A 21553-nucleotide genomic window follows, 5' to 3' on the forward strand; every position below is an offset into this window, starting at 1 on the left:
CAAAGGAAAGCCCGGCCGACACCGCCAGCACGGCCGAAGCCAAAAGGATGCGTTTCATCTTCTTTCTCCTGTCTGAATGCGCGGGATGCGCCTGGCAAATTGAACAGGCAGACAGAAAGAGTGTTCCCCGATGCAGTTCAACTTTTGTAACTCTGACAACGATGAGCCTTCTGAGACGATTCATCGCCCTTGGCTCCGCTGCGGCATGTTTGCCTTCGGTCTCCTTTGCGGATGCGCAACGATTAGACCGAAAAATAGTCGCGATTTCGCCCATCGGTTGCATTCCGGCCTCGAACACGTTAGTTTTGACGCTAGCGTTCCCGGGGGGGAGGTGGATGAGCATCGTCCAAAGGGTCGGTCCAGTTCTAGAACAGGCGATTGCCGCAATCCTCAACAGGGCGGACCGGGGGGACACCGTCTCGGTCAAAGCCGCACTATACCACGTTCGGCAGTCTGCGCCTGATTTGACAGTATGCGACGACCATATAACCGAGGCTATCCTCGAAGTCGCTGCGGCCCTTGACCTGTTGGTGGCTTTCGATAGTCGCGAGTAGCCGATCAATCGAGCGTAGCGGTCTGATAGGAACGGCCCGGCAGCCAATCGGGGGGTGACCAGCGGCCGCTGGCGCTAACTGGCGGCAATTGGGTCGTTCGCCGGTTGCGCAAGTTATAGGCCATCTCATGCATCATTGCTAATTTTGGTAATCTGATTACCCCTAGCCGCCGGATCTCACGATCCAGGCTCGGTTCCTTGCGTAGGTGGGCAGGTGCAGGCACCAGCCGGCTGGAGTTCATTGAGCCTTGATGCCGACCTTGGTCGAGAAGCCGCCCGAGGCGACGCCTGGATATACGAGGTGGAGTTCGACGGCTACTGGGCCTGTCTGCCGGAAGGTCAGCATTTAGGTCGGCGTCGACCAGAAGCTTGGAAACCGTGTTGATCGGCATGTCGGCAAACGCGGGACCTTTGCTAGATGATTGCCTTTTTTCTGCGCGACCCGACAGATTCACCTGAGCATGCCCTGTAATGTCACGTAATAGGGCAACATGACCGATCCATTGCTGCGCGCCTGTGTTCGGTATACCTAGCGGGCGAATTCAGCTGATCTGACATTTTATCGATGGCAAACACCGCGAACCCAGTTGATGAGAATTCCGACGAGCATCGGCGCGAGCGCCGCCAACGTGTGCTAAAGGGCGGGACGATCATCACCGGATCCAGATCAGCTGCACCTTGCGCAATCAGCATGAGGGGGGCGCTGAGCTGAAGGTCGCGCCCGATGCCAAGGGTTCCCGATCGCTTCTTGCTCTACGTGTCGGTCGATGGAGTTGCCTATCGATGGGAGGTTCGCTGGCGTCGCAACGACCGCATCGGCGTCAAATTCACCGGCACCGAGCCAAAACCGAAACTTCACTACGGCTGACCGACGGCAAGATGAAAGTCAGAATTTTTTTCTGGCACTGCCAGTTATTTTTCATGTCCCAAACAGCACAAGTTGCACCGCCCACTCTTGCCGAGGACAGCCTGGACAGGACGTGAACTGCGCAGCCGTCCTTGAAACCGCTTTCACGGCTCTGGTGTCCTCTTGCATCGAGCAAGGCTGGACGGCTGAAGAGACTGCCACCGCACTTTTTAACTTCGCCAAGAGACCACCTGAACAGCTCAAGGCGACGACATCGACTTAAGTTCGCCTAGCTGTGCGCTGTTTTGACATTTTGACATCGCGGTGTCGGATTATTTGCATGCAAACGAGTGTTGCGACGCTATCCTCCCTCCTCAAATTCTGGGAGGAATGCATGGCTCCGCATGAGCGACATGCCGTTGAAATCGTCAGAGACAAAGACTGGTCGGTCCGCGTGACGGTCAATGGCACCACCACCACCGTCCCTTTTGCATCCGAGAGCTACGCGCGCTCGTTTGCAGATGGTCAGGCGTTCCGGCTGGGCGTTCAGGTGGCGGAGCTTAAGAAGGCAGCCTAGCTGCGCGCCGACGCGACTCGGTACAATATACTCGTCAAACGCCGCTTCGAGTTCGCTCGTGCAGGCGACATCGCCCGCCTGGACAACAGCTTCCCGGTCTGGAACGGCGCGCCAAGCCTGTCATTTCGAGAGAATCCGGTTTAATCGTTAGTATCGCCCAGCCGTCGCCTTGGCACCACGGCGTCGATTTGGGTTGGAACGACGTTATAGTCGCCGCAGAGAACACTGGGTGCCCCAATTTCGAGCAAGTGCTGGCCGTAGTTGATGAGACGATCGAACCAGCGCAGCTTGTAGTCGAACTTTGGGCCAGGCGCTGGATTGCCAGTGGGCAGATAGAGACAGCCCACAACGACCCCATCCACCTCGGCCTCGATATAGCGGCTGAGTGTCGTCAGGATCGCCAGGCAGGGCCGCGTCGGCCTTCCACAGGTTCCATTCCTCGGGCCAGGATCGCCACACCGTTGTAGGATTTCTGGCCGTACCAGATTGCGCCGTAACCCGCCTCTCTGATCGCATCGATAGGAAACTTGACGTCCGACCTCTTCAATTCCTGCAGGCAAACGATGTCGTAGTCGCTTTCGCCTAACCACTTCAGGAGCACAGGCAGTCGGCCGTTGACGCCGTTCACATTGAAGGTAGCGATGCGAGTCATGTGCATGCCCCCTCGTGAGATATTCGCGGCAGTCGGCGCGCAGCGCGGGGTGGCGTTTCCCCCTGCGCTGAACCCTCAGCTCTTGCTATCGTCAACTTCGCCGGCATCCTGTGCGGCCGAGGCTCACTTTTTGCCCAGCTTGTGTTCGACCATGGCAGTTCACCGCAAGAATGCAGTCGTTTTCTAAGCGACACCCGACTCCCCTCGCTGATCGGGAATCACTTTACCAAGCAACGCGTTGCCACACAGGCTAGCGCCGCATCTATCGCTCGCGACCTCGCCTACTACGCTCCCGACTGCGGGCTTTTCGACGGGCAGCTCTAAGTTCGGCAAGCGTTGGCCTCCACCAGCCCCTGAAGCGTTCGGTTGGCCCGTCCCGAGCGGGCCATGTGCTCACAAGCTCGGCCAGCGTAGCCCAACGCCACCTGCCCCAAACGAAGTCGCCGTTCGGAGGCATTGCGTGGGGATAGAAGGTGGCTGCGTCGGATAGCTCAACCAGTTCACCGGAAATTTCATCGAAGACGACAATCCCGTACTGTTCCGTTGCGACTGCGCGGCCCAGGGTAGGTAGATCTTGAACTGGCAACGGGTAGCGATGGCGCCGGCGTTCAGCAGCCCGCTTTTGTGCGGCCTTATATGCTTCGGTGTTCCTGGCAGCCGCACGTCGCAGTTTCCTTTCCTCCGGTTCGGCAAGCTGCGCAGCCTTTTCGATGTTTGGCCATCGGCGCCGGAGCTCTTCATATGAGCGGCATGGAACTCTCCAGGCCCGCAACTCATCGTCCCAACTCGCCCACGGAACCGCACGCAATTCTTCAAGCACCGTCCTCGAATACGGCGTGCGAATACGGAGGTCGTCCGCAATTTCCAGATACCGGCTCGAAATTGGGTCGAAGGCGAAGGCATCGCGTCCCTTGCTATCGTCATGGGGCGCCCGTAACGCTGCCTCTTTCGCCAGCCAGCGGTCGATCCGCCGGGCTGCTGTGTTGCCGGGGACAAACCAGCTCCTGCGCTCGTCGCTCCATCTGGCACGCGGAAAAGCTTGCTGAAACCGCTCCACCGCCATTCGATCGAACGAAAAGCGGGCTTCGGCACCAGGTGCCTCGCGTTTCTGCGGCGGGGGACGAGCGTCGGATTCCATCGTAGTGCATCAGTCGAGTTCGCTGCACTGAACGCAGCGCCGGCCCTAAAGGTTCACCAGCCGGACAAGCCCCGCGGGAATATTGCGCCTGAACCCTGATGCCCAATGCTCAGGACGCGCGCAGTGAAACTTTCCCCACACTCGTCGGTTAAGGACTGCCGAGAGGACGAATGATGTCTAAATCAGATGAGAGCGGCTGCGGCCGTGCGGCCGAAAAAGGCTCGTTCGCGTCCCATAAAAGGGGCGGACGCAGAGGTGAAACATGCCCTCGAGACACAGGATCTGTCGCCAACTCAGGCGCGGGAATTGGTGCGTCGGTACGGAAACGACTGGCGAAAGATTGGCGAGGCAGCCAAGTCCTACAAAGACGACTGACAACTCCCCCATTGCCGGCATGATGCGAGGATCAGCACCTGAGCCTTCCATTGCCAATGGGCAAATGTTTGTTGAGAACTCCGAGTGACCCGCATCGCGACCTTCAACTTGAACGGCGTGAACGGTCGCCTGCCCTTGCTCATCAAGTGGCTGGGTCAGACCGACTATGACATCGTGTGCCTTCAAGAATTGAAGACTTCGGATGAGAAATTTCCCGCGGAAGCCGTCAGGAACGCCGGTTATGGCGCGATCTGGCACGGGCAAAAGTCCTACAACGGTGTAGCTATACTCGCACGGGGAAAGGAGCCCCTGGAGCGTCGACGCGGCCTGCCGGGTGACCCTGACGATACTCACAGCCGGTATATCGAGGCAGAGGTGGATGGGATCGTGGTGGGGTGCATCTACCTGCCCAACGGCAATCCAGCGCCCGGCCCGAAATTCGACTATAAGCTCCGCTGGTTCGACCGTCTGATCAGCTACGGCCAGCTACTGCTCAAGGAGGGGATCACAAGCGTTCTGTGCGGCGACTACAACGTCGTGCCAACGCCGCTCGATGCCGTGGTGCCGAGACGTTGGACGGGCGACGCAGTCTACTTTCCGGAGAGCAGGCAGGCCTACGCCGAAATGCTAGACAATGGCTGGATGGATGCCGTCCGTACCATCCATCCGGAAAAAGGCATCTACACGTATTGGAACTTCTCCTACCGGGGCGGCTATGATCGGAGCTCCGGCCTGCGGATGGATCATCTCCTCGTCAGCCCATCACTTTCGAACAGGTTACGTGACGCGGGCGTGGACGCTGACCTGCGAAGTTGGGAAAAGCCGAGCGATCATGTGCCTGCCTGGATAGAGCTCGACCTCTCGGCAACGAGTTGAGTCATCCATTGTTCGGCGGGCGTCTTCGCCCACTGCTAACAGATGCCTTATGGGAAGTTCGTCCCCTGTCCTTGATGCTCACGCTGCCTTTCTGGCGGCCGCCCTGAACGGACGGTCAATGGTAAAGGCATCTGGACGGATGGCTGCCTCAACCTGGCTCCAGGTCACGGGACGGGCGATTGGGAAGCCAGGTCGCGCCCGTGGGGAGAAGGGGCCGACCGCCGTGTTACCGCGCCCATTGCGAAGGTAGTCGATGAAGATGCGGCCCTTTCGGGCTGCCGGCGCGGCGGAGAGCAGATAGCGATCAGGATGAGCTTCAGCGAGGCGCTTGGCGAACGATCGGGCAAGGAGCCGGGCATTGTCGTGCGTGATCTTCGTCTCAAGTGGGGCCATCAGGTGAATTCCCTTGCCGCCCGTCACCTTCGGCCAGCTCTCCAGACCTTCCGCTTCCATGATGTCGCGGAGCGTTAGCGCGGTCTCGATCACTTTATCCCACTCGATCCCCTCGCCCGGATCAAGGTCCAGAACGATGCGGTCGGCATGCTCGATGTCGTCAACGGTGGCATTCCAAGGATGCAGCTCTACCGCATTCATCTCGACCAGCCCCAGCAAGCCGGCAAGGTCGTCCACCCACACGCGCACACCTTCGCCACCCCCGCGCTTCTGAACGCGCAACTGATGCACTGCTGCTGGGATCTTCGGCAGCGCGCCTTTGTGGTAGAAGGTTGCCCCGAGAGCATGGCGGACCAGCTTCAGCGGTCGGTGGCCGAGATGGACGAGTGCGTGATCGGCAACCCTCTGCCAATAACGCGCAAGCTCTTCCTTGGAGGGCGAGACCGCGTCGGGCAGCAGTTGCAGGATGTTCTCGCTGGGAACGCCATGTTCCTGGGCTGGCCCACGTCGCTTTGATGGCGCCGGAGGCTTGGCCGGGATCGCCACGAGGTCTTCTCGCAGACCCTTGAATACTGCCTCGCGCAACACGCCGCGATCAGTGACGCCGCTGAACTGTACCTCGGCCAGCACCTCTGGTCTGACCCACGTCGCCTTCGGTTTCACGATGGGCTCTGACAAAGGTGACTTGCTGATGATCAGCGGGTCAAGCCGCTCTCGAACCCGTTGCGCAGCGCTCAATGTATAGCCGCTGCGAGCCTTCCCGGCATAGAGCAGTCGGTCGCCCTCGCGACGGCCGATGTAAAGCGATGCGATGCGGCGCGGGTAAGCGCCGAGCTTCTCGACAAATGCCACGATGGGGAAAGTGTCGCTCTTAATGCACTTCACCTTGAGCCAACTCGTCTGGATACCCGAGCGGTACGTGGCATCGGTGCGCTTAGACACAATCCCCTCCAAGCCCATTCGGCAGGCATGTTCAAACACGTCCGTGCCGCTCACCTCCAGATGCTCGGCATAGGTCAGTGTCGGCGCCGTATTCTTCAACAGTTTCTCCAGGGCTGCCTTGCGCTTAACCAGCGGCTGCTGTCGTAGATCGCGCCCGTTGAGGTGCAGCAGGTCGAACGCGTAGAAGATGAGCCTTGCCGAGTTTGGATTGCCCAACTCCCGTTCCAGGGCTTGGTAATCCGGCAGGCCGCTGTCGCCGAGAACGACAGCCTCCCCGTCGATGATCGCCTTCACCGGCAAGCCCGCCGCCGCTTGAACCATTCGTCGGTATCGGTGCGACCAGTCGTAGCCACGGCGCGTGAAGGCTCGCGCTTTGCCGCCCTCAATGATCAGTTCGGTGCGGTAGCCATCGTACTTGATCTCATGAAGCCAGTCGCTGCCCTCAGGCGCGTTCTCGACCAGCGTGGGCGACTGAAACTCAATGAAAGAGAGCCGACCATCCCCGGTTTTGGAACTCATCGCACACTCCTGACCTCCACCCCAACTTTGGTGCCGCTGAATAGGTTCCGCAACAGAGCTGGCCGGAGGAGTAGGGTCCCGAGCCGGTTTACCCGATCCTTGCTCGAACCGGGCTTGGTTGAGGGAACTCTGAGTTAAGCCGTCACTTATGTACGAATGTCGCTCCATTGGTTCTCCCCGCCAGTGTCCGTAAGGACCAGCCGCGCTGGCATTGCCTATCAGTGCAACAACGTCGAGAAGGGGCCGCCGAGCAGCTGCCAAGCGTGGCCCCAAGTGGCATAGCGCAGTGCAGCTCTGCATGGATGAAATGATCGATCAGGTGAAACCCGAAGTGGTCCGCAGGGCGTTTCTCGAAGCGGCCAAGGAAGAGGGAAACCTACTGCCTCCGTAGCATTTGCGACCGAAAGCCCTGCTCTTGGTTGGGCACGAACCTGACAAAAAGCATCGTCGGCATCACCCTGCCCTACAGAACATTCGACAAGCTGCGTTCAGTCCACAGATCGGAGGTTATCGAGAACAAGCGGCTCGATGCCGCCCTGGAACTGGTCCCCAGATTGCAGATTGGCCGCGACCTTCAGCGGAGCCGGCGTGGGCCGCGACGCACACTGGTCAGACGAACCACATGTTCGGCATTCCCGATGGAAGTCAGAGCAACGGCCATGTGAAGCGTGGCCGCAAGCCCGGCAAGAAGACGGTTTTCACGAAAGACCCTACGATCATCGCGCGCCGTGAACAGGTCCTTGCCGGAATGGCTGCCGCCAGGGCGAGAGCCCAAATGTCAAAGTTGATATGGCGGACGCCGAGAGCGATACCCGCGGAGATATGCTCGCAATGTTGGACGAGTTTCCCAATCAACCGGAAACCGCAACCACCTGGAGAAGCGGCCTCTAGCAGGCCAGCATTGTGCTGGTCAATCGCGAGATGGCCGACATGGCCGCGGCGGCCGTGGCGGGGCTCGGCCTCGCGGTGCTGCCCCGCATCATCGGAGATAGCGAGCCGGGGTTGCGGCGGTTGACCGGGGAAATCCTGGGGCGGCAGAGCCTCTCGGTCGTCTACCGCCGCGAGGCCGCGCTGGCGAGTTCGGTTCCAATCATCGTCCGTTTCCTGATCAACGTGATGCGGCGACATTTTGGCGCGATGCCGCGCTGAGCGGTCAGAACCTGAAGGTCGACGAGACAATCGACGGCTTGTGTGAGTTGAGCCTTTGCCCATGGCCGTGCGGCGGCTTCCCTTGCTGTGTTGAAGGTCAGTGCCAACTGTTGCTACCGGTGGTGCTCGGCTGGTGCGACGAGAACTTCAGCCATAGTGAAGGCGCGGTTTGGGCACTGTTTCGGTGAACTGCACACCGACACGGTCGTTCCTGCGCCAGCGCAACACAGACCGATAGGCAACGCCATCGGTCGGCACGTAGAGAAGGAAATGCTCCGGCACCAGGGCTTCGACCGGCACCTTGAGTTCGGCTCCGCCGACGTTCTGGTTTCGAATGGTGCAGCTGATTTCGGAGTTGTTGATGCCGTTAATGATCGCGGCACCCTTCAGGACGCGCTGTCTCCGTTCGCGGCGGTTGTCGCCTTCTTCAACCATTGTGACCTCCGTTAGGCGCCCCACTTGTATATCAGAACCGCCCACGCGCGAGCCGGATTGAATCGCGGAGCGTTGTTACCCGCGTCGAGCTGCGATCGCTGTCCAGTCGGGTCAAAAGGGTGTTTCCATATGCCTCGGCCCCTTGCCTCGGCCTGATACAGCGCCCTGTCAGGATTCTTGAACTACCCTTCCGGGTAGCCGATGGGTCCGCCCGGAGGGGGTGCCAACGTCCGCCTTCAGTCGTTGCGCCAAGTTCTTCATGAGCCGCGTCGGGAGGCTAAGGTCGCCGGTCCCATCGCAGGGCCGGACATCAGCAGTGCGAATTCATCTCCACCAATCTCGCAACCAAGTCACCACGTCTGATTGCTTTCTCAAGACGCCGCGCAATCGCGACCAGAAGCGTCTCGCCAACGGCATGCTCGAAATTGTCCTCGCGTGGCGTCGCCAGTTTTTTTCGGAGAGATGATCGTCCAGGCTTGTGCCCGGACCAAGCGGCTCCTCCCGATGTTCGACAGGCGCCTGAATGATATCGGCGAATTTGTCCGCGGCACCCGCAGGTGCGCTGTGCGAGGGAATAACTGCCGGAATATGTGCTCTTCGTCGCCAGGCCGGCGCCGATCGCCGTTAAGCGATAGCGCCCGCTGTGCATGGACTTCCGCACTGGCGAGATCGTGAGCGAGCGCGGAGCCGGCGGCCGGCATTATGTCCGTCAGGGAGTCTCTGCCGTCGGGTCCGCGCTGTGCAGCGCGCGGGCGATGGCGTTAGGCAGGGAATAGCGGCCGAGGTGAGGGACGGCAAGCCGCGCATTGCCGGGGCAAAGGCCGTGATCATACATGCCGTCCCCGATCTATAGCCAGGATGAAGGCCCGCGCCCGAAGTCTACGTTCTGCGCCGGTGGCGGTGAAGCAGACCTGAACGCGAGCAAAGAAGAACAAGCCGATCACTGCGCATGTTGCGTAAAGAGACTATTGGGTGCGCTCATGACGCAACCAATGGAACTGTGACAGTTGTCGCATAATTTATCGAGTATCGGTCGAAGTACGGAAACTCGATCGCGAACGCATATTTGGCGGTCAGATGGGCCATTCGAAAGCCGCCGCTGGGGGCGTCGATTGCTATTGTTATGTCGACATCGGTTAATCCCAAACTCAGCAATTTTGCCGTGGCTATCGCTTTTATCTCGGCTTCGGTCAGCGAATTCTTCATTTGCAGCGCTCGTGAGGACGTTTCCAGAGTGTAGCGAACACTTGACATGGCATTCAGAGCCCAGCCGAATGCGAAGATGCCGATCAAAAGCATTATCAGAATAGGCGCGATCAGCGCGAACTCCAGTGCGGCTCCGCCTGATGCCTCACGTATGAAGGCTCTCCCTTTAGCGAACACGTATCACCTGTTTGTGGCTGAGCTCGCGCGAGAGGGAAAACTCGCCGAAACTGAAGGGCGGGGACCAGGTGGCCGTCGCCTGTATTTCAACGAAAACCGCGGAAGCTTTCAAACTGTCGCACAGCACAGATGGATCGACCACGATGATCCCGCACATATGTTTCCGGCTCAGCGTCACCTGCGCGTCATCGGGATGATTTTCCCAGCTCGAAAGGGCGACGGTCTGGGTAGCCGCGTCGTCGGCTGCGCCTTGCATCACGAGATTGGCCGCCGTTTTCACGCCCGCACGCATCGACAACGCGCTTGATACAAAAGACCAGCCGTCAATGATGCCAAGAAGTACCAGGCAAAGGATCGGCACAACCAGCGCAAACTCCACCGCGGCAATACCCGAATCGCTCCCGAACATCCGGGCTGGTAACCGTGCCACGAAGATTACTCGACAAGCTTTATCGATTGCGTGGCCGGAATGTCTCGCATCCCAAGGCTCGTGCAATCCTGATTGACGTTCGCATTGCCGGACCACTGCACGGTACTGGCGACGACCTGAGTGCAACCACCTTTGCCCGAGAAATTGCCGAGGTAATTGACATCCTGTGTTGGAAAATACAAAGCGCCGGTCAAAAGCGAATCTGCCGTGCCATTAAACGTGTTCGATCCCGTCTGGTTAGCTTTGTCTCCGTAAAACAGCACCCCCGAATAGGTGCCTAACGTCGGTGCGCTGAGCTTGACAATGGCCGTGCCGTTCATGCTGACGCCCGAGCTGCCGGCCAGATAGATAATGACTCCCTCGCCTGAAATATTTGCATTCGAGTTCGCTTTGAAATCTCCCCCCTGAATGACGTATACCCCGGGCGAGAGCGTCACATTGCCGCTCAAGCTGAGCCCCCTGCAGTATGTTCCAGGTTGCAACGTCGACTGATTGCTGTTTTGACAGGGGTTCGTGGCCGGTGGCGCCGGCAAGTCGGCAAAAGGATCGGCAGCGGGCAACGCCTGGGTTATCGGACTGGCGCAGACGGTCGTCACGGGGTTGCTCAACGAAACACCGCCTGCCGATATTAGGCAATCGACCTGAAGGTTTGCCGATCCCTGAAGCTTGATGGCGTCCGCGGCTATCGAATTCGACATCACGACGCAGCCGGTCAGTTTGAGGTTCGAACTGCCGGAAAACAGCGCCGCTTTCGGAGCGGAAGGATTGCGCGCCATAAGGCAGGCCTTTGAAGAATCCGTGATAAGAGCCACCGCTCTTGCCCGTGCGCCGACCGGGTTTTGCGTGAATATCGATGTGAAAAACCGATCGAGGGTCTGATGAACGATGACCTCGACGGCCTTTTGGGCGACATTCGGGCCGGAAGACGGAGGCGTGAAGATTTCGATTGTGCCTGTTGACGGGTCCCAGCCGTTCGTCGTCGCTGACAGTGTCGCGGCGGAGACAATCGTTGGCTTGTCAGATCCCGAAATCTTTTCCAAAGCGCCAGCATAGGCCGCCGCATCCGCCACCGCCTGTAATTTCAGGCTGCTAAAATACCAGTAGGAGGTCTCGATACCGAGACCCGCTGCGCCGACGACAATCGGCAAAGACAGGGCAAAAATAGTAGCAACGTTGCCGCTCTCGCCTGTTTGTAGCAGACGGCTAACAAACCGCCTCAAGATACGGGCGCCCCATTCCATGGAAATATTTAAGCCAGGATGAATGAAGGAACGACTAAGGATTTCACTCCATTTGACAGGTGCGCTCCTTGGGCGGCCGGCACGAGCTCCGGCCGCCGCACTCGGCGAGCACGCTGCTAATAGCTGTACCTGCGCGCCGGCGATGCCGATGTCGCGATTCGTTACGCGCACAGGATGCCTCCGGCCGTTGTGATTGTGGACCCGCCAGAGCGCAACTGCTCGACAACGCGCCTTTGCTATTGATGATAATGCAGATTTGCATTATCTAATCGTGTGGATGAGTTGGAGCTGCGAAAATGACTACATTGACGGTGACGGCACGGGGACAGGTGACCTTCCGCAAGGACGTTCTGCAGCATCTGGGCATCAGGCCGGGCGAGAAGATCGAACTTGATCTGCTCCCCGACGGCCGGGCGGAATTGAAGGCGGCGCGGGCGAAGGGATCATTCCGGGAGCTCTACGGTTTTCTCAAGGGCAAGACGAATGGCCGGGTGTTGAGCATTGAAGAGATCAACGAGGCAATCGCGGAAGCGGGTACTGCAGCGGGATCGAGCAAGGAATGAAAGTCACGGCCGATGCCAACGTTCTGCTGCGTGCCTATGTCGCCGACGATGAACGACAGGCGGAAGCGGCCGTCGATCTCTTGGCGAAGGCAGACATCGTGGCCGTTAGCCTTCAGGCCTTGTGCGAGTTCGCATGGGTTTTGGGCCGACAGTATCAAACCGCACGCGCAGATATCGTGGCGGCAATCCGAGCCTTGGCGAATACCGCAAATGTCGTCGTCAACCGGCCAGCTGTCGTGGCAGGGCTTGCAGTGCTTGAGGCCGGCGGTGATTTTGCGGACGGCGTGATTGCCTTCGACGGCGACTGGCTGGGCGGGGAGACATTCCTCTCCTTCGACCGCAAAGCGGTTAAACTGCTGTCAGCGCAAGGACATCCTGTTCAGCTTCTTTCCTAGCTGTCCTCAGGCGTGTCGACATTGTATTGCCTGACGCGCCTGGCGGAATCCAACCCATTAAATGCCGGGACTAAACAGCTAGCCACAACGAGAGCAACTGCTGATCTGTAGAATGAGCAGGTTCGGTGAACTTTGCGTTCTCCTTACAGATCGTGTCCTGGACACTCCGCAGTTCACGTTCGACGCGCTTGCCGGCGCCCGCGTCTGGTACATCTCGAATGATGTGACAGTGCAATATGCTGGGTTCTCCTGTCGCGCGAGGAGGATTTCGGCTGGGTCGATCCGGTGATCGGGGCGCGCGCCTTCTACAACATCACCGACAGGCTTTCCGTGATGGCGCAGGCGGATATAGGAGGGCCCCGGGGTGGGCGCCGATTTCACCTGGCAGGTGCTCGGAACCGTGAATTACCTGCTTACCGACCACTTCTCGGTTTCCGCCGGCTATAAGCACTTGCCGATCGACTACGATGACGAAGGCTATGTGTTTGATGCAACCCTGTCCGGTCCGGTTCTCGGCATAACATACCGCTTCTGAGCCGCCCATGTCTGAGGTTCCATACTGACGGTGTGCTTTTCCTGGCCGTGGATTGATCCTTCTGCCACGGAAGTGCTGATTGCTTCACGTGTCGGCGGTTCGGCGTCTTCGCCGTCATTCTGCTATCGCGCGAACGCTCTCCGGTGAGCTGATAGGGCGCGGCATCCGCGCCAATGTGATCAGCCCGGGCCCGATAGACACGCCGCTCAACGACAAGCTTGGTCTGGGTCCGGTGGAAACGAAGGCTCGGGCGAAAGCTGTCGTCGGGATGGTCCCGGCAGGCCGCTTTGGGACGGCCGAGGAAATTGCCAATGCGGTGGTGTTTCTGGCGTCCCGCGACAACGCCAGCCGGAGCGCCGCAGTATCGACGTCAACGATCTGATCCGCGCGGTTCTCGATATCGCCGGCTACGGTTTGCGCACGGCAGGCATCGAGGTGCAATGCCGGCTCGCGAGGGCCTGCCGCCTCTGGAACTTGACCCTGACCAGATGCATCAGGTGTTCTACAACCTGATCGTCAACGCGCAACAGGCGCTGCAGGAGATACCGGGACCGCGGCGGATCGAGATCGAAACGGCGCTTGAAGGCAATGACCTCCAGATCGTGATCGCCGACAATGGCCCCGGTGTGCCCGCCGAGATCCGGAACGGTCGCCATCTCCGCGCTCAGAACGCCTAGTCTCAGTCTAGCGAGGAGTTCGATCGACGTGGCCGTGACGATCGGCTGAAGCCATCGCAGGACCATTATTTTGAAGGGCCCGCTGCACCTTCCCGGGGCAGCGGGCTTGGCATTTGTGCGAATGCTAACTCCTTTGGTACGACCCCAAAATCAACCATCCAGGTTTTCATAAATGGCCCCTTCCCCGCAGCACGCTGTCTGGGATGTTTCGGCACACGATCGTGATATCGAAGCTGCATATCAGGCTGCAGCAAAAAGCTCATGCTGACCGGCCGGACGAGATCGAAAGAAGGTTCGGCTGCGTCAGGCGTCCTGGCAATCCGCCCGACTGAGCACCAGAACCGACCCTCCCGACGGATTTTCGCGAGCTGCATTCCTCCCTCCCCTCCTTACCAAAACCGCCGCTCGCGAATTCGCTGGCGAGTATATCTCGGATGTGATATACATATATCACTCGGAAGATATACAAATGCCGCTCTTCATTCGCGATCCCGACGTCGATGCCATGGCCGTCGAGCTGCAGCAGATTACCAACGCGCGCAGCAAGACCGAGGCCGTCAGAACCGCCTTGCGCCATGAGATCGAGCGCAACCGCGGCAGCGTCCCGCTGCGCGAGAGACTTGCCAAAGTCAAGGAAATGGCGCGGCGGATCGGGCCGGCCAACCCTGATTTCGATATGAAGAAATTCACCGACGAAATGTGGGGCGACGACTGATGTTCGTCGATGCCTCGGTGATCGTTGCCATCCTGAACGAGGAACCTGGCGCGGAAGAACTGGAAAAGCGGCTCGCGGCCGCGACCAAGCCGCTGTATATCTCCCCGCTCGTCCGGTTCGAGGCAGCCCAGGGTCTCGCGCGAGCATCGGCCGAAGCCATCAAAAAGAACGCCAAGCCCACGGCCGACATGCTGGCGCAAGCCCGTGATACCGTCGACGCCTTTTTGATCGAGATCGCCGGCAAAGAAATCATGATATCCGGCGACATCGGCGACCGGGCGATCGAAGCCAGCATGAAATACGGCAAAGCAGTCGGGCACAAAGCCGATCTCAATTTCGGCGATTGTTTTGCCTATGCTTGCGCGAAGGCTCACCGGCTTGCCCTGCTTTACAAGGGCAATGACTTTTCACAAACTGATCTGGCGTAAGGCTTTCCAGGCCTTGCATCGCGGCGCGAGAGCCGATGGGCCCCTTTTGCATGCTTTGGGCGAATCGTCGTCTTTCATGGCTAAACGCAATATTACGAGGAACGTTCGCTGCAGCACTGGTTTTCTTCGGCCGGATCAACCCCGTCACGACGGGGCCCTCGGCGGGCTGGAGCTGCCGGGCGTGCAGGGACGCGTTCCTTGAGGGCCTTGGAGACGACCACCGCTGGCGGGCCTCGGCCGCACGGAACTCCGCGAGAAGTGCGACGGCGCGTTCGCTGTAGCCCGGCTGACGCCGGCCTCGCGCGCCAGGTTGGCGACGGTCAGCGCCCCGTCGGTGCGCTCAGGCGGCTGTCGAGCAGCCGCACCATCGCCGCCCTCAGCGCCGCTTCACCACCTTGCGGCCGGCAAGCCAAAAGCCGTGCAGGATAGAATGTTGGACGCGCTGGCGGTCGCAAGCTTCGGGCAGAAGGCCGATCTGGCAAAGCCGATGAAGCACCGGGGTCAGGCGTGATGGAAATCACCTTGCCCTACCCCTCCGACGCCTACAGGGTCATCTATGCCGTCCAGCTCGGCGATTCCATCTGGGTCGTGCGTGCATTCCAGAAGAAGTCGACCACGGGCATCGCCACGCCTAAGGAGGCGATCGACCTCATCAAGGCGCGGCTGAAGCAAACACGGAAGATCGAGTCATGACAGAGAAAAAATCTAGATCGTCAGAGGCAGCGGCAATGTCTACGCGGACATGGGGGATCCCGACGCCGATACCAAGCAGATGAAGGCCTTCCTGGCGGCCGAGATCATCGCTGCGCTGAATCGGCGGCACCTCACGGTCAGAGCTGCGGCGGAGGTGACCGGCGTTAGGCCGTCGGATATTTCGAACATCCGCAACGCCCATCTTGGCAAGTTTACCATCGATCGGCTTGTGCGGGTGCTGAACCGGCTTGACCGAAAGGTGACCGTCACGGTCGAGAAGGCGAGACATGGAACTGTCGCCGCCTAACGCCTAATATGGCCAAGTTGCTCTGCCGGCGACCGGCAATGCCCTCCCTGTTGGCTCTTGGTCAATGAAGCCGAGTAGCTGAGGGTCGTCGAGGAAGATATCGACGTCGTGGCTTTCGCGATGGTTGATCTCGATCATCATCGCCGTGCCGCCGCCAAACGACCATTCGAATTCAAAACCTCCGGCCTTCTTCCGGAGCTGGTCGATCAGATCGGCAGCAATGGCGAAAAGCCGCCGCCATTCGGACGGACGACGGCTATGGACCTCGATCATCAAGCAGCGAGTTAATAGGTCTCGCCGGACCAGGCAGAGAAATGGGCCGCGAAAGCCTTCAGATCATCGACCGCTATCTGGTGCGCGGCGGCGAACTCCATCTGCTGCTCGACCGGCACTTCTGCAAGGAAGGCACTGACCTGCCCAGGATACTGCTTCGCCCGATCTAGATCCGAAAGACAATGAGCCAGCGCCACCCCGTCGAGCTGTTCGCTGTAGGGCGCGTTAACTGTCGTCAGAACCAAGGCCAGATGCTCGCTCATAGTCATGCAAAATAGTCAATTCGTGGATGGGCACAAGCTGCGAGACTCGGGCACTGCAAATGGCTCGCGAGGCTCACAATCGTCCTTCCGTCGACCACAGTGACGCCTGAGCGGTCATGCGCGCGTAGACGGACGAGCTACAGAAGCGCGCGGGTCGAGCAGCATTCGGCCGGCTGCGAACTGACTTCGGAGCATGACTCCGGCACGTCCCGCCCTTACTAGCTGCCGCGCGCGACGGTTCCGCGTCGACTCACCAAAGGCTCTGACGGTCCCCTCCTCGCGCTTGAAGCCGTAAGGTGTAAACGGCGGTTCCGCATTTCAGCTTACGACTTCAATTGAAATCGGGAAATAAAACCGACACCCGCAAATACCAACGCCGCCGCGATCGTTACCGAGTCAACCTGACCAAAGCGTCCGGGCTCTAAAAAGCACCCTCCCCTACCGGCGCGGTTCGAGGCCTCGCCAGGCGCGCTCAGCAGGCTGGCGTGATCAACATCAGCGATGGAAAATAGGTGCGATAACGGCCGACGTCGCGGGTGAGCAGCGGCAGCTCACCGACCGCCGCGTGGGCGCCGATGAAGAAATCCGGCAGCACCCCGGTGCGCGATCCGCCCGATTTGCGATACTGGGTGAACACCTTTCCGGCCAGGAATAGCACCGGCCGCGGCATCGTCACGATCTCGAGGCCGGCCGCGTCAAGAAAGGCGTCGAGATCCTCGATCCGGCTGTAGCGGACCGAGAGCTCTGCATAGACGACGTCGTTGATCAGCAACGGTCCGCGCAGCGAGGCGGACTCCAACTGTTCGATCGACCACTCCGCCCAGTCCTGATCGTCGGTGACGAGGTCGAGCAGAACGTTGGTGTCCACCAGCGTCACGCTTCGTCGCGCGTCAAGGTCATGATCGCCTCGGTGCTCAGCCCCTTGCCGGCATGGCCGCGCAGCTTGGCAAAGCGGCTCGCCGGCCGTTTTTCGTCCGCACGAACCAACACCACGCTGCCGTCGGCGGCGCGGCGAAAATCCACTTGGCTGCCCGGTGCGATGCCCAAGAGATCGCGCACGGGCTTGGGAATGGTCACTTGACCTTTTGCGGTTACGGTCGTTGTCATTGCAGCCTCGGTAAGGACACCTCGAAATATGGTATTACCTCCGCGCGATGGATTCAAGTATCGGGAGTTGCCCTGAGCCGTTAGCCGCGATGTCCGCAGATCCTTTGCCGCTGACCTTCGGAACTCGGCACCGCCGCGACCCTCTTGAGTTCATCTGGACTGGGGCCAACAGCCTCGGAAAAGGCCCGTCGCTCGCCTTCGATTGAAGCGAGAAGGCAAAAACCATCGTCTGACTTTTCAGCTTAGGGCTTTAATTGAAATCGGGAAGTGAAAGCCACAGTCACCGAGGATGATGTGAGGCCAAAGAACACTATCGATAATGACCTCTTATCGGTGACTTGACCAAGCCTTGACCAACCGACGGAATCGACGCTATGGTCGCGCAAACTTTGTCGTGCAAGGCTGCGCTCAGCGCGACGAGAGTGGCCGTGGCGGAACAAGGAGGCCACAGCGTACAACGCCACACGAGGACGGAAAAATGACCATCACAGTGAAGGTCGGCGAGGCCAAGACCCATCTCTCCGAACTGCTGGCGAAAGTCGAGGCCGGCGAGGAAGTGATTATTTCGCGTGGCAACGATCCGATCGCAAAACTCTCCCGAATCCACAAGGATAACCGGCTGGACGCCTTGATCGACGAGGTTCGCGCCGCGCGCGCTAAGGCGAAGCCCGTGACCACTGAAGAGATCCTGGCCTGGCGTCACGAAGGGCATCGCTACTGATGATCTTGGTCCTCGACGCCTCCTTTGCCGCTGCCTGGCTCTTGCCGGAGCAGCACAGTGAGGCGGCCGAAACAACAATCGCGGGACTGAGAGGCCAATCTCCAGTCCCTTCCCTGTTCTGGCACGAGGCGCGCAGCATTGTCCTGACGGCCGAACGGCGCGGGCGGATCGTTCCCGGCGAATCGATCTCCGCAATGGCGCGACTTCGCCGGCTGCCGCTTGAGGATGCGGGCGCAGGGCGTGACGGCGCCATCATCGAGCTTGCCATCGCGCACGGTCTTAGCGCCTATGACGCCGCCTACCTTGCGCTGGCAATCGAAACCGCGTTGCCGCTGGCCACCCTCGATCGCAAGCTTGCAGTTGCCGCGCGCGGCCAGGGAATCCGAATTCTCGGACCGCTCGCGAATGGCAACTGACCGCGTCGGTCGGCCATCGGGCAATGGTGTTCGACGCGCCGAGGCGCTCGACTCGCATTGGATTCGGTGTTGCCCTTCGACCGCCGCGAACTTTTGACCCACGACGACGTCGCGATGCTGCGCCATCTGGCCCAGGAAGGCATCGGCAAAAACTCCCTCCGCGCGCTCGCCCGACCTCGGCTATCTCGACGCCTAGTCGCTGGCCGCCACCGGACAGCCTCTGCCTTGGCCGGCGCCGGAATCCCTGCTCCTCAAATTCGTCGCTCACTACGTTTGGGATTTTTCGAAACGCGAGGCCGACCCGGCGCAGGGCATGCCGGCTGACGTAGCGGCGTCGGTGGGTAGCCCAGGGCCTGTTACGGATGACAAAAAACCGCACGCGTCGTCCACCGTGCGCCGGCGGCTGTCGAGCTGGTCAATCTTGACCAAATGGGGCGGAACTTGTCGGAAAATTCAATGCGCCGGGCTGCAGAGCGCGATCAAGACCGCCGATATTCTGGCCGCCCTCCTGAAAACATGCGCCGGCAACCGTCTCGTCGACGTCAGGGATCGCGCGATTCTCATCAGCGCCTTCGCCTCCGGCGGCCGGCGTCGCAGCGAAATTTCTGCTCTTCGCGTCGAACAGCTGGTCGACGAAGACCCGGTTCCGGCCGATCCCAACGCTTCCGACGGCGATAAATTGCCATGCCTGTCGATACGGCTCGGCCGCAAAGAGACGACGCAAGCCGACAGCGACGCTTTCGTGCTGCTCGTCGGCCGGCCTGTGCTGGTTTTGAAAGACTGGCTGGCGCGCGCCGGGATCAGCGACGGCGCCGTGTTTGGCGGCCTCGACCGCTGGGGCAATCTCGAAGCGCGCCCTGACGCCGCAGGCCGTCAATCTGATCCTGAAGCGGCGCACCGCCGAGGCCGGGCTCGATCCGCAAGCCTTCTCCGCCCATGGCTTGCGCTCCGGCTATCTCACCGAAACCGCACGCCGCGCCATTCCGCTGCCCGAAGCCATCCAGCAGTCGCAGCATCGCTCCGTGCAGCAGGCCTCGAACACTACAATGACGCGGAACGCACACTCGGGCGGGCGGGCGGATAATCGCCTGAGTCGCAATTCGATCCGACCCTTGCGGCGTTAGCTCTAGGACAATTGGTTCCGAGGCAGCCGGCCTCCCGGATCGATCACCCTGACCTGGTGCGGGAGCACCTCGCCCCAGCTCCATAGCACGAGGTTCTGATCGGATGTGCCGGCACCTGGCGCGAAGCTGGGCACGAGAATGCCGAACTTGCCTTCAGCAACGAAGCGGTCATGGATGCTCCATGACGGCGGCCGTTTGCCATCGGCGAGAAAATCCATCCATGCACAAGCCATATCTTCGAACCGGATCCCGGCGTCGGCCTGGCCTTGCGCCGTCCTCAGATCGGCAATGTCATCGCAATCGATCTCGTATGAGCAGAGCACGTAGGGATCAATGCGATGCGCAAAACCCTGATTGGCCTCCTTCACGGCCGTCATGACGTCGAGCGCCAGATAAAGCGTACGCACACCTTTCGGGTTGAATCTGGCACCCCGAATAGCCGCTCCGTCGCCTGAGATCGGCTGGAACGACCAACGCGGATCATGGGCGCGGTAGCAAATTCCGGCAAACCTCAAGCAAAGCCACCAACGGCGACGTGATCCAGGTAGTCGCGAACCGCGCTGGCCTTGCCTTCCTTAACCAGAGCTTCCGCCGTCCGTCCGCCGAAGGCCGGTATCGGCTGCGCCCGATACCAAGCCATCGCCTGCTCCTTGCCTCCAGCCCAGTCGGTCACCCTGCTGATGATCTCAAGCATTTCACGAAGGCGACCTTGCGTCTTTGCAGCACGGCTACGCTCAACCCTATAGAGGGTTTCCCGCGCAAGACCCGCCGTTTCGGCAAGCTGACCTTTGGACATACCGAATCCATCCGCAACCTGGGCGACAGCGATCTTCCCAGCCCGATCCATATAGGACAGCACCAACGGTTCGTTCTGAACTGGAGCTTTCAACGCTTGGGTCATTCCTGTCTCCCTTGCCATATTCAGAAACACATTTCTTGTGCATAAGATATGGCATTGCGCGACGGACTACAAGTCTCGGTTGGCGGATGAGACGTCGTTGAGGCCTCACCAGACGCATTCACACGTTCGTGTTCTGGCACATTCCTTGTGTGCACAAAAACCCACAAAAGCCCCGAAACCGGCCAAATGCACGCACAACGTCCAGTTCTCCCGATCGGTCGCCCATTGGCGATGCCCCCGTCGACCGAGGATCGGGCGACCGACGCCCAAGTCGACGAGGTCAAGGTGGCTGGCTGCCGCCTCGTCCACCAGGAGCACGGCTCCGGCGCCTCGCCCTCCCGGCCGGTGCTGGCGAAGCTGATGCGCGAGATAGCCGCATACGGGACAAACCGCTATGGCGATATAGCGCCCAGAATCTCCAGGGTCGCCGCCGGCGATAGCCTGCCAAGACGGTCACCCACGCTTGCCCTGGGCACCCGTAATGGAAACGATGGCGGGCGCTACCGTGACGAACAGGATATAATGCTCACCGGCAGCAATCTGGTTGAGGAAAGCCCCACCGTCATGAAGCCAATGAACGAAGAGCACCTCGCGGTCCTACGCAGGCACATGGTCGAGATGATTGCAATCCATACCGACCTTGCAAGCGAAGAACTCGGCAAGGCGGCGCTCGATGAGCGGGTGATGGCAGCGATGCGGCGAGTGCCGCGGCATCTCTTCGTGCCAGCCTCGGTTGCACCTTATGCCTACCAGGACATGCCGCTGCCGATCGGCTTCGATAAAACCGTCTCGCAGCCATTCATCGTCGCTCTCATGACCGATCTCCTTGCTCCCCAACCGCACGAGGCGGTGCTCGAGATCGGCACTGGCCTGGGCTATCAAACCGCAATCCTCGCGGAACTCGCCGGGCAGGTTTGGAGCGTAG

28 protein-coding genes and 4 pseudogenes are annotated in these 21553 nt (G+C 60.0%); 18 read left to right on the plus strand and 14 right to left on the minus strand.

What is annotated here, in order from left to right; all coding sequences use genetic code 11:
* A partial coding sequence (locus NKJ32_RS32140; protein WP_352830066.1) for a hypothetical protein occupies nt 1-274 on the minus strand: 274 nt, incomplete at its 3' end.
* 844 nt (nt 275-1118) lie between these two features.
* Here NKJ32_RS32140 and NKJ32_RS32145 point away from each other — a divergent pair.
* Both NKJ32_RS32145 and NKJ32_RS32150 read left to right on the plus strand, forming a co-directional pair.
* A pseudogene (locus NKJ32_RS32145) lies at nt 1119-1421 on the plus strand (PilZ domain-containing protein).
* A 373-nt stretch (nt 1422-1794) separates the two neighbouring features.
* Nucleotides 1795-1977, plus strand: a complete 183-nt coding sequence (locus tag NKJ32_RS32150) for a hypothetical protein (protein WP_352625720.1) — start codon at nt 1795-1797, stop codon at nt 1975-1977.
* Between the two features lie 140 nt (nt 1978-2117).
* Here NKJ32_RS32150 and NKJ32_RS32155 read toward each other — a convergent pair.
* Together NKJ32_RS32155 and NKJ32_RS35640 are read right to left on the minus strand one after the other, a co-directional pair.
* Nucleotides 2118-2635 (minus strand): annotated as a pseudogene (locus tag NKJ32_RS32155) (exodeoxyribonuclease III).
* Between the two features lie 256 nt (nt 2636-2891).
* Entirely contained in the window at nt 2892-3767 is an 876-nt protein-coding gene (locus NKJ32_RS35640) for a hypothetical protein (RefSeq protein ID WP_502902718.1), read from the minus strand.
* A gap of 459 nt (nt 3768-4226) precedes the next feature.
* On the opposite strand from NKJ32_RS35640, the gene xth reads away from it, so the two are divergent.
* A complete protein-coding gene (xth, locus tag NKJ32_RS32160; RefSeq protein ID WP_352624050.1) occupies nt 4227-5018 on the plus strand; it encodes an exodeoxyribonuclease III in 792 nt (263 codons plus the stop codon).
* A 78-nt stretch (nt 5019-5096) separates the two neighbouring features.
* On the opposite strand, the gene ligD is transcribed toward xth, so the two are convergent.
* On the minus strand, nt 5097-6872 hold the full coding sequence (gene ligD / locus NKJ32_RS32165) for a DNA ligase D (protein WP_352830068.1): 1776 nt from the start codon (nt 6870-6872) through the stop codon (nt 5097-5099).
* Nucleotides 6873-7327: 455 nt separating this feature from the next.
* Between ligD and NKJ32_RS32175 the strand changes: the two are divergent.
* Together NKJ32_RS32175 and NKJ32_RS32180 are read left to right on the plus strand one after the other, a co-directional pair.
* A pseudogene (locus NKJ32_RS32175) lies at nt 7328-7632 on the plus strand (ISNCY family transposase); the annotation flags it as partial.
* A 143-nt stretch (nt 7633-7775) separates the two neighbouring features.
* Nucleotides 7776-8021: a hypothetical protein gene (locus NKJ32_RS32180; protein WP_352592985.1), complete on the plus strand. Its 246-nt coding sequence runs from the start codon at nt 7776-7778 to the stop codon at nt 8019-8021.
* A 147-nt stretch (nt 8022-8168) separates the two neighbouring features.
* On the opposite strand, the gene NKJ32_RS32185 is transcribed toward NKJ32_RS32180, so the two are convergent.
* From NKJ32_RS32185 to NKJ32_RS32200, 4 genes are all read right to left on the minus strand, one after another.
* Complete coding sequence (locus NKJ32_RS32185) at nt 8169-8456, minus strand: PilZ domain-containing protein (RefSeq protein ID WP_352592868.1); 288 nt, start codon at nt 8454-8456, stop codon at nt 8169-8171.
* A gap of 978 nt (nt 8457-9434) precedes the next feature.
* Nucleotides 9435-9839 (minus strand): TadE/TadG family type IV pilus assembly protein, encoded by a 405-nt coding sequence (locus NKJ32_RS32190; RefSeq protein ID WP_352455495.1) that lies wholly within the window; start codon nt 9837-9839, stop codon nt 9435-9437.
* Nucleotides 9829-10248, minus strand: a complete 420-nt coding sequence (locus NKJ32_RS32195; protein WP_352592874.1) for a TadE/TadG family type IV pilus assembly protein — start codon at nt 10246-10248, stop codon at nt 9829-9831. Before NKJ32_RS32195 ends, NKJ32_RS32190 begins: the two co-directional genes overlap by 11 nt.
* A gap of 26 nt (nt 10249-10274) precedes the next feature.
* Nucleotides 10275-11681 (minus strand): pilus assembly protein TadG-related protein, encoded by a 1407-nt coding sequence (locus tag NKJ32_RS32200; protein WP_352830070.1) that lies wholly within the window; start codon nt 11679-11681, stop codon nt 10275-10277.
* A gap of 125 nt (nt 11682-11806) precedes the next feature.
* On the opposite strand from NKJ32_RS32200, the gene NKJ32_RS32205 reads away from it, so the two are divergent.
* The 9 genes from NKJ32_RS32205 to NKJ32_RS32245 all read left to right on the plus strand — a co-directional run bounded on the left by NKJ32_RS32205 (nt 11807) and on the right by NKJ32_RS32245 (nt 15823).
* Nucleotides 11807-12073 (plus strand): AbrB/MazE/SpoVT family DNA-binding domain-containing protein, encoded by a 267-nt coding sequence (locus NKJ32_RS32205; protein WP_059186960.1) that lies wholly within the window; start codon nt 11807-11809, stop codon nt 12071-12073.
* Nucleotides 12070-12468 carry a type II toxin-antitoxin system VapC family toxin gene (locus NKJ32_RS32210; RefSeq protein ID WP_352830071.1) on the plus strand — a complete coding sequence of 133 codons (399 nt, stop codon included), beginning with the start codon at nt 12070-12072 and terminating at the stop codon, nt 12466-12468. The genes NKJ32_RS32205 and NKJ32_RS32210 overlap by 4 nt, the downstream gene beginning before the upstream one ends.
* Nucleotides 12469-12832: 364 nt before the next feature.
* Nucleotides 12833-13003 (plus strand): porin family protein, encoded by a 171-nt coding sequence (locus tag NKJ32_RS32215; protein ID WP_352592882.1) that lies wholly within the window; start codon nt 12833-12835, stop codon nt 13001-13003.
* Nucleotides 13004-13091: 88 nt separating this feature from the next.
* Complete coding sequence (locus NKJ32_RS32220) at nt 13092-13385, plus strand: SDR family oxidoreductase (protein ID WP_352624056.1); 294 nt, start codon at nt 13092-13094, stop codon at nt 13383-13385.
* 58 nt (nt 13386-13443) lie between these two features.
* Nucleotides 13444-13680, plus strand: a complete 237-nt coding sequence (locus NKJ32_RS32225; protein WP_352830073.1) for an ATP-binding protein — start codon at nt 13444-13446, stop codon at nt 13678-13680.
* A gap of 469 nt (nt 13681-14149) precedes the next feature.
* Entirely contained in the window at nt 14150-14395 is a 246-nt protein-coding gene (locus NKJ32_RS32230) for a type II toxin-antitoxin system VapB family antitoxin (RefSeq protein WP_352592888.1), read from the plus strand.
* Nucleotides 14395-14823 carry a type II toxin-antitoxin system VapC family toxin gene (locus NKJ32_RS32235; RefSeq protein WP_352592890.1) on the plus strand — a complete coding sequence of 143 codons (429 nt, stop codon included), beginning with the start codon at nt 14395-14397 and terminating at the stop codon, nt 14821-14823. Before NKJ32_RS32230 ends, NKJ32_RS32235 begins: the two co-directional genes overlap by 1 nt.
* Nucleotides 14824-15333: 510 nt before the next feature.
* A complete protein-coding gene (locus NKJ32_RS32240; protein WP_502902720.1) occupies nt 15334-15516 on the plus strand; it encodes a type II toxin-antitoxin system RelE/ParE family toxin in 183 nt (60 codons plus the stop codon).
* A 49-nt stretch (nt 15517-15565) separates the two neighbouring features.
* Entirely contained in the window at nt 15566-15823 is a 258-nt protein-coding gene (locus NKJ32_RS32245; protein ID WP_352708391.1) for a helix-turn-helix domain-containing protein, read from the plus strand.
* A 3-nt stretch (nt 15824-15826) separates the two neighbouring features.
* On the opposite strand, the gene NKJ32_RS32250 is transcribed toward NKJ32_RS32245, so the two are convergent.
* From NKJ32_RS32250 to NKJ32_RS32265, 4 genes are all read right to left on the minus strand, one after another.
* Nucleotides 15827-16099 carry a nucleotidyl transferase AbiEii/AbiGii toxin family protein gene (locus tag NKJ32_RS32250; RefSeq protein WP_502902719.1) on the minus strand — a complete coding sequence of 91 codons (273 nt, stop codon included), beginning with the start codon at nt 16097-16099 and terminating at the stop codon, nt 15827-15829.
* Nucleotides 16100-16107: 8 nt separating this feature from the next.
* Nucleotides 16108-16359, minus strand: coding sequence for a hypothetical protein (locus NKJ32_RS32255; RefSeq protein ID WP_352830075.1), 252 nt, complete (start codon nt 16357-16359; stop codon nt 16108-16110).
* A gap of 472 nt (nt 16360-16831) precedes the next feature.
* Nucleotides 16832-17236 carry a type II toxin-antitoxin system VapC family toxin gene (locus NKJ32_RS32260; RefSeq protein WP_352830076.1) on the minus strand — a complete coding sequence of 135 codons (405 nt, stop codon included), beginning with the start codon at nt 17234-17236 and terminating at the stop codon, nt 16832-16834.
* The gene (locus NKJ32_RS32265) at nt 17233-17466 is read right to left on the minus strand and encodes an AbrB/MazE/SpoVT family DNA-binding domain-containing protein (RefSeq protein ID WP_352592898.1); all 234 of its coding nucleotides are present in this window, start codon (nt 17464-17466) and stop codon (nt 17233-17235) included. The genes NKJ32_RS32260 and NKJ32_RS32265 overlap by 4 nt, the downstream gene beginning before the upstream one ends.
* Before the next feature lie 478 nt (nt 17467-17944).
* On the opposite strand from NKJ32_RS32265, the gene NKJ32_RS32270 reads away from it, so the two are divergent.
* The 3 genes and pseudogenes from NKJ32_RS32270 to NKJ32_RS32280 all read left to right on the plus strand — a co-directional run bounded on the left by NKJ32_RS32270 (nt 17945) and on the right by NKJ32_RS32280 (nt 19687).
* Nucleotides 17945-18187, plus strand: coding sequence for a type II toxin-antitoxin system Phd/YefM family antitoxin (locus tag NKJ32_RS32270; protein WP_352592901.1), 243 nt, complete (start codon nt 17945-17947; stop codon nt 18185-18187).
* Complete coding sequence (locus tag NKJ32_RS32275) at nt 18184-18603, plus strand: type II toxin-antitoxin system VapC family toxin (protein ID WP_502896993.1); 420 nt, start codon at nt 18184-18186, stop codon at nt 18601-18603. The genes NKJ32_RS32270 and NKJ32_RS32275 overlap by 4 nt, the downstream gene beginning before the upstream one ends.
* Nucleotides 18593-19687: pseudogene (locus NKJ32_RS32280) on the plus strand (tyrosine-type recombinase/integrase). Before NKJ32_RS32275 ends, NKJ32_RS32280 begins: the two are co-directional and overlap by 11 nt.
* 42 nt (nt 19688-19729) lie before the next feature.
* On the opposite strand, the gene NKJ32_RS32285 reads toward NKJ32_RS32280, so the two are convergent.
* Both NKJ32_RS32285 and NKJ32_RS32290 read right to left on the minus strand, forming a co-directional pair.
* Nucleotides 19730-20242, minus strand: coding sequence for an RES family NAD+ phosphorylase (locus NKJ32_RS32285; RefSeq protein WP_352830078.1), 513 nt, complete (start codon nt 20240-20242; stop codon nt 19730-19732).
* On the minus strand, nt 20239-20628 hold the full coding sequence (locus NKJ32_RS32290) for an antitoxin Xre/MbcA/ParS toxin-binding domain-containing protein (protein ID WP_352708388.1): 390 nt from the start codon (nt 20626-20628) through the stop codon (nt 20239-20241). The genes NKJ32_RS32285 and NKJ32_RS32290 overlap by 4 nt, the downstream gene beginning before the upstream one ends.
* A gap of 522 nt (nt 20629-21150) precedes the next feature.
* Between NKJ32_RS32290 and NKJ32_RS32295 the strand changes: the two genes are divergently transcribed.
* The coding region (locus NKJ32_RS32295; protein ID WP_352830084.1) for a protein-L-isoaspartate O-methyltransferase family protein at nt 21151-21553 on the plus strand (403 nt) is incomplete at its 3' end.

This window comes from Mesorhizobium sp. M0159, from assembly GCF_040322295.1.
Lineage (GTDB): Bacteria > Pseudomonadota > Alphaproteobacteria > Rhizobiales > Rhizobiaceae > Mesorhizobium.

Bases quoted from the DNA above. Each gene is read 5' to 3' on its own strand.
- NKJ32_RS32150 (WP_352625720.1), top strand. From the start codon at position 1,795: ATGGCTCCGCATGAGCGACATGCCGTTGAAATCGTCAGAGACAAAGAC.
- NKJ32_RS35640 (WP_502902718.1), bottom strand. From the start codon at position 3,767: ATGGAATCCGACGCTCGTCCCCCGCCGCAGAAACGCGAGGCACCTGGT.
- ligD (WP_352830068.1), bottom strand. From the start codon at position 6,872: ATGAGTTCCAAAACCGGGGATGGTCGGCTCTCTTTCATTGAGTTTCAG.
- NKJ32_RS32185 (WP_352592868.1), bottom strand. From the start codon at position 8,456: ATGGTTGAAGAAGGCGACAACCGCCGCGAACGGAGACAGCGCGTCCTG.
- NKJ32_RS32195 (WP_352592874.1), bottom strand. From the start codon at position 10,248: ATGTTCGGGAGCGATTCGGGTATTGCCGCGGTGGAGTTTGCGCTGGTT.
- NKJ32_RS32205 (WP_059186960.1), top strand. From the start codon at position 11,807: ATGACTACATTGACGGTGACGGCACGGGGACAGGTGACCTTCCGCAAG.
- NKJ32_RS32210 (WP_352830071.1), top strand. From the start codon at position 12,070: ATGAAAGTCACGGCCGATGCCAACGTTCTGCTGCGTGCCTATGTCGCC.
- NKJ32_RS32225 (WP_352830073.1), top strand. From the start codon at position 13,444: ATGCCGGCTCGCGAGGGCCTGCCGCCTCTGGAACTTGACCCTGACCAG.
- NKJ32_RS32230 (WP_352592888.1), top strand. From the start codon at position 14,150: ATGCCGCTCTTCATTCGCGATCCCGACGTCGATGCCATGGCCGTCGAG.
- NKJ32_RS32235 (WP_352592890.1), top strand. From the start codon at position 14,395: ATGTTCGTCGATGCCTCGGTGATCGTTGCCATCCTGAACGAGGAACCT.
- NKJ32_RS32240 (WP_502902720.1), top strand. From the start codon at position 15,334: ATGGAAATCACCTTGCCCTACCCCTCCGACGCCTACAGGGTCATCTAT.
- NKJ32_RS32245 (WP_352708391.1), top strand. From the start codon at position 15,566: ATGGGGGATCCCGACGCCGATACCAAGCAGATGAAGGCCTTCCTGGCG.
- NKJ32_RS32255 (WP_352830075.1), bottom strand. From the start codon at position 16,359: ATGAGCGAGCATCTGGCCTTGGTTCTGACGACAGTTAACGCGCCCTAC.
- NKJ32_RS32265 (WP_352592898.1), bottom strand. From the start codon at position 17,466: ATGACAACGACCGTAACCGCAAAAGGTCAAGTGACCATTCCCAAGCCC.
- NKJ32_RS32270 (WP_352592901.1), top strand. From the start codon at position 17,945: ATGACCATCACAGTGAAGGTCGGCGAGGCCAAGACCCATCTCTCCGAA.
- NKJ32_RS32290 (WP_352708388.1), bottom strand. From the start codon at position 20,628: ATGACCCAAGCGTTGAAAGCTCCAGTTCAGAACGAACCGTTGGTGCTG.